At 29.3% G+C, this 14,510-nt stretch carries 10 protein-coding genes; 4 read left to right on the top strand and 6 right to left on the bottom strand.

All coding sequences use genetic code 11. The features are described from left to right. The first annotated feature begins 17 nt into the window (after positions 1–17). Genes prfB through RT575_RS02350 form a run of 3 tightly spaced genes read left to right on the top strand, consistent with a single transcriptional unit; the run spans position 18 to position 4,049 of the window. Positions 18–1,118, top strand: coding sequence for a peptide chain release factor 2 (gene prfB / locus RT575_RS02340; protein ID WP_313578494.1), 1,101 nt, complete (start codon positions 18–20; stop codon positions 1,116–1,118). A gap of 22 nt (positions 1,119–1,140) precedes the next feature. Next, entirely contained in the window at positions 1,141–2,508 is a 1,368-nt protein-coding gene (gene trkA / locus RT575_RS02345) for a Trk system potassium transporter TrkA (RefSeq protein WP_313384163.1), read from the top strand. Next, positions 2,508–4,049 (top strand): TrkH family potassium uptake protein, encoded by a 1,542-nt coding sequence (locus tag RT575_RS02350; RefSeq protein WP_313578496.1) that lies wholly within the window; start codon positions 2,508–2,510, stop codon positions 4,047–4,049. The genes trkA and RT575_RS02350 overlap by 1 nt, the downstream gene beginning before the upstream one ends. Positions 4,050–4,198: 149 nt before the next feature. Here the strand turns inward: RT575_RS02350 and RT575_RS02355 are convergent, their stop codons facing one another. Further along, positions 4,199–5,161 carry a glycosyltransferase family protein gene (locus RT575_RS02355; RefSeq protein ID WP_313578498.1) on the bottom strand — a complete coding sequence of 321 codons (963 nt, stop codon included), beginning with the start codon at positions 5,159–5,161 and terminating at the stop codon, positions 4,199–4,201. Next, complete coding sequence (locus RT575_RS02360) at positions 5,162–5,986, bottom strand: UDP-2,3-diacylglucosamine diphosphatase (protein WP_313384160.1); 825 nt, start codon at positions 5,984–5,986, stop codon at positions 5,162–5,164. Positions 5,987–6,078: 92 nt separating this feature from the next. Here RT575_RS02360 and RT575_RS02365 point away from each other — a divergent pair, with 92 nt between their 5' ends. Continuing rightward, a complete protein-coding gene (locus RT575_RS02365; RefSeq protein ID WP_313384159.1) occupies positions 6,079–6,285 on the top strand; it encodes a hypothetical protein in 207 nt (68 codons plus the stop codon). 38 nt (positions 6,286–6,323) lie between these two features. Here RT575_RS02365 and RT575_RS02370 read toward each other — a convergent pair whose 3' ends face one another. The 4 genes from RT575_RS02370 to RT575_RS02385 form a co-directional block, all read right to left on the bottom strand. Further along, the gene (locus RT575_RS02370) at positions 6,324–7,088 is read right to left on the bottom strand and encodes a LytTR family DNA-binding domain-containing protein (protein ID WP_313578500.1); all 765 of its coding nucleotides are present in this window, start codon (positions 7,086–7,088) and stop codon (positions 6,324–6,326) included. Positions 7,089–7,150: 62 nt separating this feature from the next. Further along, positions 7,151–8,470, bottom strand: a complete 1,320-nt coding sequence (locus RT575_RS02375) for a RagB/SusD family nutrient uptake outer membrane protein (RefSeq protein ID WP_313578502.1) — start codon at positions 8,468–8,470, stop codon at positions 7,151–7,153. A 13-nt stretch (positions 8,471–8,483) separates the two neighbouring features. Further along, positions 8,484–11,834, bottom strand: a complete 3,351-nt coding sequence (locus tag RT575_RS02380) for a SusC/RagA family TonB-linked outer membrane protein (RefSeq protein WP_313578504.1) — start codon at positions 11,832–11,834, stop codon at positions 8,484–8,486. Positions 11,835–11,841: 7 nt separating this feature from the next. Beyond that, positions 11,842–14,412 carry a zinc-dependent metalloprotease gene (locus RT575_RS02385; RefSeq protein WP_409515933.1) on the bottom strand — a complete coding sequence of 857 codons (2,571 nt, stop codon included), beginning with the start codon at positions 14,410–14,412 and terminating at the stop codon, positions 11,842–11,844. Positions 14,413–14,510 lie beyond the last annotated feature (98 nt).

The raw sequence follows: 14,510 nt of genomic DNA on the forward strand, positions 1-14,510 counted from the left end.
TTTATACATTTGTATTTATGTTTAATAACGAATTACTAAAAGACATCCAAAAACGCACACAGGAATTGTACGAATATCTGGAAATTGAACAAAAAGAAATTGAAGTTCAAAATGAAGAAGAACATGCTGCATCTCCAGAGTTTTGGAATAATCCTAAAGAAGCTGAAAGTTTCATGAAAATTCTTAGAGGAAAGAAAAAATGGATTGATGAATACCAAACAATTGCAAATGCTGTAAATGATGTTGAAGTATTAGCTGAATTTAACCGTGAAGGTGAAGTTACCGATGAAGAAGTACAAGAACAATACGATATTGTAGCTAAACTTTTAGAAGATATTGAATTCAAAAATATGCTTTCTGAAGAAGGAGATAATCTTGGAGCTGTACTTCAAATAACTGCTGGAGCTGGAGGAACTGAATCTTGTGATTGGGCATCTATGCTTATGCGTATGTACCTAATGTGGGCAGAAAAAAATGGATACAAAGTAAAAGAATTAAACTACCAAGCTGGAGATGTTGCTGGTGTAAAAACTGTAACATTAGAAATTGAAGGTGAGTTTGCTTTTGGATACTTAAAAGGTGAAAATGGTGTTCATCGATTGGTTCGTATTTCTCCTTTTGATAGTAATGCTAAACGACATACAAGTTTTGTTTCTGTATACGTCTCTCCTATTGTGGATGATACAATAGAAATTGAAATAAATCCTGCTGACATTGAATTACAAACTTCTCGCTCTGGTGGAGCTGGAGGACAAAATGTAAATAAAGTTGAAACAAAAGTTCAGTTAACTCACAAACCTACAGGAATTGTTGTTGTTTGTCAAGTAGAACGTTCTCAGTTAGCTAACCGTGAACGAGCGATGGAAATGTTAAAATCTGAATTATATAAAATAGAGTTAGACAAAAAAATGGCTGCTCGAAATGAAATTGAGGCAAACAAAATGAAAATTGAATGGGGTTCTCAAATTCGTAATTATGTAATGCACCCTTATAAATTGGTAAAAGATGTAAGAACAGCACACGAAACAGGTAATGTGGATGCTGTAATGAATGGAGAAATAGATGATTTCTTAAAAGCTTTCTTAATGTTAATGGGACAAAAAGAAACAAAAAAATAAGTAAATCTGAAAAATAATCTTCATGAAAATTATTATTGGTGGTGTTGGTGAAGTTGGTTTTCATTTAGCCAAATTACTCTCTAATGAAATGAATGACATTGTCATTATGGATATGGATAAAGATAAATTAGCTCTTATCGAAAACTCATTAGATGTAATGGCTTATCGTGGTGACATAACTTCTTTCAAAGCTTTGAGAGAAGTTGGAGCCAATAATGCAGATATGTTTATATCTGTAACCCATTTACAAAATACAAATATAACAAGTGCATCAATAGCAAAAGATATGGGAGCTAAAAGAACTTTAGCTCGTATTTCCAATCCTGAATTTTTATATAAAGAAAATCAATTTTGGATTGATAAAATGGGGATTGATGCATTAATTAGTCCAGAGAAACTTGCTGCAGATGAAATATATTCATTAGTTCAGCAATCTGCATTTAATGCTATGCACCCTTTTGCAAATGGTCAATTATTTTTAGTAGGTACTGTACTAGATGAAGATTGTAGAATATTAGACAAACGATTCAAGGATATGTATTTAACGACAAAAGGTGGAAAAGAAAACCTTTTTACTCCAATTGCTATTATTAGAAGTAATGATAAAGGTGAATACGAAACTATTATTCCAGAAGATAATACTGATTTCAGAATCAATGACCATGTTTATTTTATCGTTAAAAAAACAGGAATTTTAGAGATTTATAAAATACTCGGAAAAAAACAAGAATATTTCAAAAATATAATTGTTTTGGGTGGAGGAAGTATTGGTGTAAAAACATCTAAAATTCTAAAAGAAAACAAACATAATGTCAAATTAATTGAAATTGATAGAAGTAAAGCCTTTGATTTAGCTGATGAATTAAATAATATCCTAATTATTAATGGTGATGGTCGTGATGGTGAATTATTAATTGAAGAAGGTATATCCGATTCTGATGCATTTATTGCTGTTACAGGAAGTTCTGAGACAAATATTATGTCTTGTTTATTAGCAAAATCGCGAGGAGTAAAAAAGACAATTGCATTAGTTGAAAACATAGACTATATACATCTTAGCCAAGAAGTTGGTATTAATGCTTTTATTAATAAAAAATTGTTAACAGCTGATAGTATTTTTCGTTACATACGTCAAGGTTCTGTAATAGATGTAACAGGTATATCTGATTTAGATGCTGAGGTTCTTGAATTTAAAATACATGATAATTCAGAAATTGCTTATAAAAAAGTTAGTGATTTCCCATTTAGTGATGGAACCATAATTGCTGGAATTGTAAGAAAAAATGAAGGTTTTATACCAACATTAGATTTTGAGATACAACCAAATGATCATGTTGTTGTATTTACAAAAGCTAATTTAATTTCTAAAGTGACTAAATATTTCAAATAATGAAATCACTTAATTTTAAAGTCATTCTCAACCTTTCAGGTGTTCTATTATTACTGAACGCTCTATTTATGCTTATAGCAACTTGTGTAAGCATTTATTTTGGTGATCATCTCTCCTATTCATTCCTTTTCTCTGGTTGTTTAGTTGGTATTGGTGGGCTATTAATGGTTTACTTCACAAAAGACGGACGAAAACATATTAGCAAAAGGGAAGGTTATATTGTTGTATGTGTTGGCTGGCTTTTTCTTATCCTTTCAGGCTGTCTTCCCTATGTTTCTTCTCTATTTTTTCTCCCCAATGATCATATTATCTCTCAAAATTTTAGTGTTGTAAATATTGTTTATGAAACCGTTTCTGGATATACAGCTACAGGAACATCTATCTATGATAATGTAGAAAGCCTACCAAAAAGCATTTTATTTTGGAGAAGTACAACCAATTGGATTGGAGGAATGGGAATTATTGTACTAACAATTGCCATATTACCCTTTTTAGGAATTGGAGGTCGACAATTATTTATGGCAGAAGCTCCAGGAATACATACAGATAAAATACATCCTAGAATTACAGAAACAGCAAAAAATTTATGGCTAGTTTATCTAGGCTTAACCTTATTTTTTGCAGCTCTACTTTATTTTGGAGGAATGAATTTATTCGACGCAACAAACCATGCAATGAGTGTAATAGCAACTGCAGGTTTTTCTACAAAAAACGAAGGTGTAATGTATTGGAATAATAATATTTTTATTCAATACGTTTTCATTTTTATGATGTTTTTAGGAGGAACTAACTTTGCTCTTATCTATTTAATGATAAAAGGTCAATTTAAAAAAATATGGAACAATGAAGAATTTAGATGGTGGGTTGGTTTAATTCTAATGACAACTTTTATTATTTTTCTAGCTCTTTTTTATATTATTTATCCTAATTACTCAACAGGAACTTATTCATGGACAAACCTTGAGCATTCTTTTAGAAATTCATTATTTCATGTTGTTTCTATTGCATCTACAACGGCTTTAGCAATGGAAGATTACACAAATTGGTTAAGTGTTACGACGCTTATTTTCTTTGCTTTATTTTTTATTGGCGGTTCAGCAGGTTCAACATCTGGAGGAATAACAGTTATAAGACACGTCATTTTATTAAAAAATAGTTGGGTAGAATTTAAACGAATATTACATCCTAATGCTATCATTCCTGTAAGATATAACAAACGATCTTTGCATCAATCAATTGTATTTCATGTAATGGCATTTTTTGTGATGTTTATGATTATTTGGATTATTAGTTCTATTCTTTTTGGATTATTGAATTATGGTGTCACAATGAGTTTTCAAAATATCCTTACATCACTTACTATAACAGCATCAACACTAGGAAATATTGGTCCAGGTATTGGCGAATATGGTCCAGGAACATCAATGAATTCTTTATCAGATGGAGCTAAATTATTATGCAGTTTTTTAATGATTTTAGGTCGATTAGAATTATTTACAATATTAATTTTATTTACTCCTGCTTTTTGGAGAAATACATAGTTATTACTAATACATATTCGGGCGTTCCCTTTGGTCGGGCTTTACGTTACAATCTTTTACAAATAGACTTCAACAAAGCTCAGTCATCAATGTAAAAGGATTTTCACTACAATCCCTAACGCAAAAAATACCATTGCATTAAGAATATTTCATAAAAATATTTTTTTTGCAATTTCATATGATTGATCGGGAAAATCTTTTTCTATTATTTTAAATGAATCTGCCCATCTCTGAATTTTTTCTAAATTTAAATCATAAGAAAATGCTACACCAATTTGTTTTAAAGCTTCACAATTGCATAACTGTTCATATTGACCTTTTATTGGTATAACAAATAATTTTTTCTTAAGAAATAAACTTTCAGCGGGCAATTCAAAACCAGCTCCACATAAAACACCTGAACAATTCTCTAGCGCTTTTATAAAAAGCCGTTCATCAATTGGATATATTTCTACGTTAAATTGTTTAACTGAATGTTCAACAAAAGGTGAAAAAACTTTCCAATTACTATCTTTTATTACAGATAATTTTTCTACAATTTCTTTTGGATGATAACTTGGTAAATAAACCAAATTATAATCTTTTTCTTTTGGATTTAGATTTCTAATTTTATCTCTAATAATTGGTAAAAATATAGAGTCGTTATACTGTTCGAAATGAAAACCATAATTTTTTGATGATGGAGCATAATATTTAATAATTATTTCTCCTGCTTTATTTTTTACTTTTGGCGTTTCTTCAAACAACAAAGATGCTTGATGACTTAGTCCAATAATTTCTTTTCTTTTTTTTCGTGCAGCATGCGCTGTTATTGGCTCAAAATCATTAATAATTAAATCATATTTCTCAATAGGATAGTCATTTACTTCTTTCCAGAAAGATTTAAAATTATTTTCTTTAAGAATCTTTTTATAAGAAACCCTTCCCATTTGATTATAAAATAACGAAAGACCTTTATGTTGTTTGTAATTATAATTTTTTAATGATAATTGTGAATTACTTCCACTAACAAATACGTCTAATTCTCCAAAATTCTCTAAAATTGGTAACATTTTTTGAGCTCTTGCCAAATGTCCATTACCTGTTCCTTGAAGTGCATATAGAATTTTCATTTATTTTTGATTTAGAATTGAGAAAATTAGTTCATCTATTGAATCATTAAATTCAATCTCTTCGAAACTTGTCATGAGTTCTTCTTTATGCTCATCAAAATAAAAAATTGACCATTTATTATTTGTAAACTCTAAAGAAGATAAATTTTCTATCCAATCTCCAGAATTCATGTAAACACAATTACCTTTATCTGTCTTTATTTTTCTTAATTGTGGTTGATGTATATGTCCACAAATTACATTATCATAATTATTTTCTATTGCTAATTCTGCTGCAGTTTGTTCAAAATCATTAATATGTTTTACTGCTTTTTTTACAGAGTTTTTAATTTTTTTAGATAGTGAATAACGTTCTTTTCCAAAAAATTCTAAACACACATTGATACAATAATTAAACTGAATTAATTTATCATATCCCCACCCTCCTAATTTTGCTATCCATTTGGAATGCTGAATAGAAGCGTCAAAAACATCTCCATGAAAAATCCAACTCACTTTATTTTCTTGCTTTAAAAGATATTTATCCGTTAAAACAATGTGACCAAAATTCATTGTAGAAAATTTTCTCAATAATTCGTCATGATTACCAGTTATATAAATTATTGGAATTCCTTGCTCAGAAAGAGTAAGTATATAACGGATAATTTGTAAATGACTTTCAGGGAAATAGCTTTTTTTAAAACTCCAAATATCAATAATATCCCCGTTTAAAATGATTTTTTTGGGATTGATCGACTGCAAATAAGCTAATAGCTCTTTAGCTTTACAACCATAAGTTCCTAAATGAACATCCGAAATTACAACAACATCAATATTACGTTTCATTGATTTTTATTTAAATTTCATCATCAAATATTACTTAAACATTTTCTTAATCTTACTAAATCTTTATAAATTTGATAAGAAATTGTAAAACCATGAAAGAATTAAAATTTAAAACAAATATCAACTGTGATAGTTGTATAAAATCTGTAAAACCATTTTTGGATGAAGCTGTTGGTGAAAACAATTGGAAAGTTGATACCAACGACGAGAAAAAAGTATTAACTGTTACAACCAACGAAGATGAGGAAGAAGTTGTAGAAGCTGTAACTGATGCAGGTTTTAAAATTCAGAAGATATAAAACGAAATAAAAAGGAGCAATAAATATATTGCTCCTTTTTATTTTTCCATCCATTTTTTCCATTCAGAAATCTGCATTTTACTAATTAGTATTTCAGTTTTTATTTCTGGTAAAGGATTAAGTATTATTTCTATTTTTTGACTAGAGTGTTTTATTACTTCTTTTATAGCTTCTTTACTTACAATATATTTACGATTTATTTTAAAGAAAACATTTGAATTTAATTTATCTATAATATCTTTCAAATTATCATTATATATATATGTTCTATTGTCTATAGTTGTAATAAAAAGATGCTTCCCAGAAGCGAAAAAATAAGCAATTTCTTCTTCTTCTAAAACAATCAATTTATTACCATTAGAAACCATAATTTTATTTAAGACTTTTGATTTTGTCTGGTTTTCTATTGAAACTAGAGAATCTAAAGTTGAAGTAATATCAAATGAGGTAGAGATGCTTTTATATTTTGTTAAAGCTGATAAAACTTCATCATTTTCAAAAGGTTTCAAAATATAATCAATCGTAAAGTGTTTAAATACTTTTAGTGCATATTCATCGTAAGCTGTTACAAAAACGATTGGATTTTTAATTTCAACTTTTTCAAAAATCTCTAAACTATTTCCATCGCCAAGTTGAATATCCATAAAAATAAGATCAACATTGTTATCCGAAAAAAACAGAACAGCTTCTTGCTTAGATCGTAAAACTTTAATATAATCTATGTTTATAATATTTTGTTGCTCTAATAGCTGTTTTAAATAATTTGCAGCTAATAATTCATCCTCTACAATTGCTACTTTCATAGAATCGCAAAGTTAAATAAAAACCGCTTAATAATAAATTACTAAACGGCTTTTATCGAGTTTTACAAATTTGGATTATTTAATTTTGCAGCAGTAGGGATTTCAATCGTATATCTTACATCATTTTTTTGTAAAATATATTCCACCCCACTTAGTGTATGTTTTATTTCTTTTTGATTTGCTCTTCTAAGATCAAACCAACGTTGACCTTCTAAAGCAAACTCTCTATTTCTCTCATCTAAAATAAAAGACATAAATTGATCCATATTCATAGAAGAAACAGCAGTTGTAATTAAATTATAACCTTCTGTAGTGTAACGATTTTTTAATACACTATTTAATGTTGATTTTGCTTCATCTAAACGATTAAGTTTTAAAAGAGCCTCTGCTTTTATAAAATATAATTCAGTTGTTCTAAAAGTAGATTTAAAATCAGAGCTTCCTCCTTTTAATATTTTGTATTTATTATCATTACTTTCAAAATAAACAGAGAAACGTAAATCATTTTCTTGATCATAACTATTTATCAATTCATCTGATGCAAATGTTGAAGATTGCAAAGCAGAGGTAAAATTGTAATCTAATGCCATAATAGATTCTGTAGAATCATATCTATTTGGTAAAACTTTATTTGAATTTAAATCAATCAAATTACTATTTATACTCAAAGCCAAATTAGCATTATTAAGTGCTGAATCCCAATTCTGTTGATATAAATCTACTTTTGCATTGAATGAAGCTAAAGCAATTTTAGAAAAACGATAATTTATACCTAAAGCTTGCTGATCTAATACCATTAATGATGCTGATGCTTCTAAATCTTTATGAATTTGAGAATAAATTTCACCAACTGTAGATGGAGCAAGTGTCTTTTCTAAATCTAATGATAAGTTTAATGGTACTCCTTTATCAGAATCTACCGTTGAAACATTATATGGCTTGCCATATAAATTAATTAAATCAAAATATGCATATGCACGTAGTGCATAAGCTTCAGCTAATAATTGATTTTTATCAGATGAAGTTTCCATTGTACCTTGTCCCTCATTTATAATTTGATTTGTATAAAAAATCACTTCATAAAAAGCTTGCCATTGAAATGGCGTTGTAGACTGATCCAAGTTTGTATCCTTCCACATTGCTACTTCCCTGTAAGAAGCAAAGTCAACAGATTCTTCATCTAAAAAAACTTCATCTGTTCTTAAAGATGTTAATGATTTATGTTGAGGATAAATTGAGTAAGCAGTTGTAAGTACTTTTCTATAATCATCAACTGTTTTTGGTATAATTTTTCCTTCTGGCTCAATATCCAAATAACTATCGCAACTTACAGCAACAAAACTAGCTGCAAATACACTTAATAATATAATTATTTTTTTCATGTTAATTTCATTTTTAAAAAGAGACATTTAATCCCATTGTTACAGATTTAGCAATTGGTTGTGCATATATGTTTCCATAAGTTTCCGGATCAAAATAACCTTTATATCCATTACTAAATACAAAAAGATTACGTCCTTCTATACTTAGTTTTAAGCTTTTTACACCAATAGATTCTGTAAAACGTGAAGGAAGATTATATCCAAGTCTAATGCTTGTAATACGTAAATAACTTACTTGTTTTGCCCATATATCTAATAAATTATATGCGCTTGCTCTATTTCCTGCAAACCATTTATTAACCATCCAAGAATCATCATCACCCATTACAGGACTTGTAATTCCAGGTAACGTATTACCTGCTTGTAATATAGCTTGTGAATAATTACGGCCAGGATCTACTTCCATTCCTCTGTAAGGAGGAGTACTCATGATCGTTTGTTTGTAATTGAAAGCTGCTGAGACATTAATATCAAAATCTTTTATTTTGAACGTATTTATAATACCACCTGTAAACTTTGGATCACGATCTCCAATATATGTAAACAGACTTCTCATTTCTGCATTTGTTAACTTAGACTCTGCTATTTCTCCTGGTAGAAAATCTGCATATAAATCATATAATGCAAAGAAATCTTTTGCTGAAACTTTTTCTTTTCCTTTCCAAAACATTGGATTTCCAGCTTCATCAAGACCAGCTGTTTTCAATGCAAACACAGCATTTACAGGTAATCCAACTCGTGAAGGCAAAGTACTATTCTCACTTACATTTTCTTGTAAAACATTACTTTTATTATGAGCTAAATTAATTGTAGTTGACCATTTAAAATTTTTAGTATCAATATTTCTTGTAGTAAGAGCAATTTCAAAACCTTTATTTGTAATTTCTCCCCAGTTAACCATTGTATAAGCAAAACCAGTTTCTAATGGAGTTTCTCTCATACTAATCATATCAGTCCCTTTTCTGTTATAAACATCAACAGTAAGATTAATTCTATTCTTTAGTAAACCTAAGTCCATTCCAAAGTTCACATTTGTTGTTTTTTCCCAACGTAATTTCCCATTTGGTGGATTTGAAACAACTATTGTAGGTTCTTTACTTCCTGGTAGTATAGTTGTATCTTTATAATCTCCTATAAAAAATGGAGAAGTATTACGATCTATATTTCCTTGTAGACCATAAGAGGCTCTCAATCTTAATTCTGAAATAAAATTAACATTTTCCATAAATGACTCTCTCGAAACTAACCAAGATCCTGAAACTGCCCATATTGGTAGATATTTATATTTTTTATCAACTCCAAATAAATTTGTCCCATCATATCTTACACTTCCAAAAAATGTATATTTTTTATCGTAAGTATAAGCTGCAGTTGCATACATAGAAGCATATGCATTAATAACTTCAGGAGTTTCGTCATAAGTTCTAAAGCGTTGATCTGCTGCAGAACTAGAGTTAGGAAACATAATAGTTGTTGCTTGACGAGTAATTGGATTATAACCAAAAGCACGAGATATAGTTGTTTTATCTTGTGTTCTTCTTAGCTCTGTACCAGCCATTAAATCTATCTCATGACGATCATTTATTGTTGTACTATAAGTTGCTTGTAATTTCCAATTGTATTGAAAATAATCATTGAACCAATTTTGTTTTACATCTCCATCTGGTAAAAAGTACTTATACCCTGATTGATAATAACGCGTATTTTGTTTTAATTTACGTGTAAAATAAGTTTCTTGACCTGCATACTTCTCTGTTTTGTTATTATCATATTGCATTCCAAATTGAGAAGTAATCTTAAGCCCTTTAGCTATTTTATACTCAAGATCCATAATGGCTTTTAAAGCTCTATTCTTTAAAGTATAACGAGAATTTGATCTTTCTTCTATAAAATTGAATGGAATATAAGTATCCTCAAAACCATCTATATCTTTATCATAACGATAGCTTCCGTCAGCATTATAAGGAGATAAATATGGATTAGCATTACGAGAATAATTAATTGGGTTGATAGATGCATCTGTATCTGTTAAAAAAGAATTACGATCACTTGATGTCGCAAAAATAGAAATACCAGCAGATAAACGATCTGTTAACTTGTAATTGTTTTTCAATGTTAAGTTATAACGTTCGAAACCTGTTCCTATAGTTGTACCATTTTCATCATAATATCCCAAAGAAAAATAATAATCAGATAAATCATTTCCTCCAGAAATACTTAAACCATACTGCTTATTAATTGCATTTTGATATAATAGTTTTCCCCAATCTGTTGTATTACCTCTTAGAGCATTTATCTCTCCTAGAGTCGTAGAATTTAATGCTGATAATCCTCCAGATCTATACGTATCTAATTGATTATTTTGCTGCAAAATTCTCATCACTTCACCTTTCGTATTACGATAAGTTAAGTCATCTCTTCCAGCTAACATTAATTCTAAATCTACTTTCTCTGAAGCATTTAATAAATTTAAACGATCAAAATTTGGTCGAGTATTTACAAATGTATTTGCAGAAAAGTTAATTTGCATTCTACCTTTTTTACCTCTTTTTGTTGTAATAGATATTACTCCATTTGCAGCTCTTGCACCATAAATAGCTGTTGCAGCGGCGTCTTTAAGAATTGTTATATCTTCAATGTCATTTGGGTTTAAACCTGCAATGGAAAAATTTTGTAACTGATCAATATTATCCTTATCACTAAAATTAGGCACATCACTCCCTTCTAATGGTAAACCATCTATTACCCATAATGGATCCTGAGAACCAGATAAAGAAGCTGTACCACGAATTCTAATTTTTGTAGCCCCACCTGGAGAACCAGTTTCAGGAGTTACAGCAACACCTGCTATTTGCCCTTGTAATAATTGATCTACACTAGCAACACCAGCTTGTTCAATATCATCCATTTTTACTGTAGCAACAGCAGATGTTAATTTACGTTTTTCTATTTTTTGATAACCTGTAACTACAACCTCTTGTAAGTCATTATTACCTGGTGTCGTAATAAATTCATCAGATGGAATTAAACTAATTGTGTAATTCTTATCATCTGCAGAAAGGTCAATCTTTTTAGATTCATAACCTAAATAACTAATTAATACAGATTTTGTATTTGCTGGAATTTCTAACGTAAAATTACCGTTTTCATCAGTAACTGTTCCAATCGTTAAACTTTCAATAACATCTTTCTGATTTGTTTTAGTAGATATCGATTGTGCTTCTATTTTCACAGAAGCACCTCCAATAGCAACCATTGTGTCGTCATCAGTAACTTTACCGGTAATTACCCTTTTATCCTGATTCTCTTGCGCAAATGCTAAACTATCAGCTAAAAGAGGTAAAAAAAATAGTGTTTTCTTCATTTTAGTATTACTTTAAAGCTTCGTTAATTCTTAAAATTAAGTCAGCATAATGGGCTTTTGTTGCCTCGTTTCCTTTATTTTTCTTTTTGTTTAAAAGACTTAATAACTTTTGTAATTCTGCTCTTTTATAGGTAGTTACTTCTGACACTCTTTTCATTGAAGAAAAGTTAATATTTCGGATAGATTTATCATCTTCCAAATAATTACAGATGGTTGGTAATTGTAAATTTTGGTTTAATTGTATTCCTGTTACAGTTGTTTTTTCGAATAATTTATTTGAAGAAACAATTAATGCATCAACATAATTTTTTTGAGTCATTCTTTCTAAAATAGAAAGATTAGATTTTTTATCGAAAATTGAATTTCTTACTTGATCAAACAGTTTTTCAACTGTGAAAACATTTTCTTTTGATTCTCTTTCTTCTTGATTTAATTCATTTTCTAATAATCTCAATAATCTATCATCAGAAAGTAATGAATAAACAACACTATATTGCATTTCTCTTGCTAATGTATATGGTGTTTGTTCGTATGGTCCAAATGGAGAATTTTTAATTGCGTATGTTTTATCTGTAATCTCGTTAAAGAATAACCATTTTGGAATTGTAAAAACATTCTTTATAAGGTAATCAACAGCTTTTATTTGCATTTTTGCTGGAACAGCTTCATACGATTTCTTATTATCTCCAAATACAGTACTATTTAAATAAATTCCACCTACGTTAGCCAATACATGATTTGAATATAAATCCCATTGACCAATTGTCCCAAAATATAATTTACCAGCATCGATATAAGATTTATCTTTTTCGTAGGTCCATTTTATAATATTATCAGAAACACGTTTTAAATTCTTTAATCCATATTCACTCGCTAATACAGCATCATCACCTAAATCTTCCGATTGTGAACGAGGATCAATTGTACTAACATAATCTTGTTGTTCTCCATAAAAATAAATTGGATCATTTTGATGGATTTCTAACATTTTATTTAAAGATTTCTTTTCTACATCTTTATTTGGATACCAACGATATCCCCATTCTATTGCATATTTATCATACAATCCTATTTTAGGAGTAATAGCTGTTACACCATCTTCTGGTTGCGCAACATAATTATAACGTGCATAATCCATAATAGATGGAGCTGTCCCTCCCATTTTATCTGTAAATTCTTTAGAACGTAAAGAATCTACTGGATAAGCAAATGATGATCCCATGTTATGTTTAAGTCCAAACGTGTGACCAACTTCATGAGAAGAAACAAAGCGGATAGCTTCTCCCATATGGTCGTCACTAAATTTATTTGCTCTTGCTTTAGAATCGATTGGCCCTGTTTGTATACGCATCCATTCGTGCAATGAAGTCATTACATTATGCCACCAAATAATATCAGCTTCAATAATTTCCCCACTTCTAGGGTCTACTACAGAAGGCCCCATAGCGTTAGATTTCGGAGAAGCTGCATAGGTTATAACAGAATAACGTACATCATCAATATCAAAATCTTTGTCATTAGGATCTGCTTCTTTAGCTATTACTGCATTTTTAAAACCAGCTTGCTCAAAAGCAACTTGCCAATCATATACACCATCAATTATTTTTTGTCTCCATTGTTTTGGTGTAGATGGATCTATATAATAAATAATAGGTTTTTTAGGTTCTACTAACTCTCCTCTTAAATATTTTTCTTTATCAATATCTTTTGGTTCTAAACGCCAACGTGTAATAAAACGTTGGTCTTCCATCTTGTGTTGTTTATCATTAAAAAACCAATGTTTTTCAGTAAAATATCCTATTCTATTATCCGATTGGCGTGGTTGCATAGGTGTTTCTGGTAATAACACTAAATTACTTGTAACACCCAATGTAACGGCTAAATCCCCTCCACCTTCGTTTACTGAAGTTGATAATTGAGATTTTACAACTATATTTTCCGGGAATGTTTTTACTTGCTCTATATATGATAGATTAGATTTTACTGATCCTCCTAATCCTGTATTAGATAAAACATCATTAAAACTCTTTTGATTACCATCAAATATTTTATTTACTTTAATTGCAATTTTTGTTGAGTCACTATTTTGAGCTTCAATATCAAATACTTCAATAATTGATTCAGAAAAGTTATTTTTTACAGAGGCTGTAATTGCATCATCTTTTGGTGAAGAAGCAATTGGATTTAATGTTTTTACCCAAATCTTTTTTGCTTTCTCGTCTTTATAAAAACTTACTATTTTATTTTCATAGTTCATTCCTTTGTTCAGCCCTGCTTCATTTATTTGCATTGGAACTTGAGAAAGTTTATTAACAACTAAAAATTGACGCCCAAAAAGACTATCAGGAATCTCAAAATAAATATCATTTTTAACTTCAATAATATTAAAAAGTCCTTTCTTATATGTTCCTTTCTTAATTAATTCATCAATTTTTTTTGATTTTTTTGAAATAGAATCGGTTTTTTCAGTTTTTTCAACTTTATCTGTCTTCTTTTTTTCTGTCTTCTGACCGTAAAGTACAGAAGATGAAAGGGCCAATCCTAAACAAATGGCATAATGGTATTTTCTATCTGGCATCAAACTCATTTTCGACTTAATTTACATTATGTTTACATTAATGCTCTAAACTTAAGTCATGTTAAAAAATTAACAAATTTTTATAGAGTGAATAGCTT

This window comes from Chishuiella sp., from assembly GCF_032109125.1.
GTDB lineage: Bacteria > Bacteroidota > Bacteroidia > Flavobacteriales > Weeksellaceae > Empedobacter.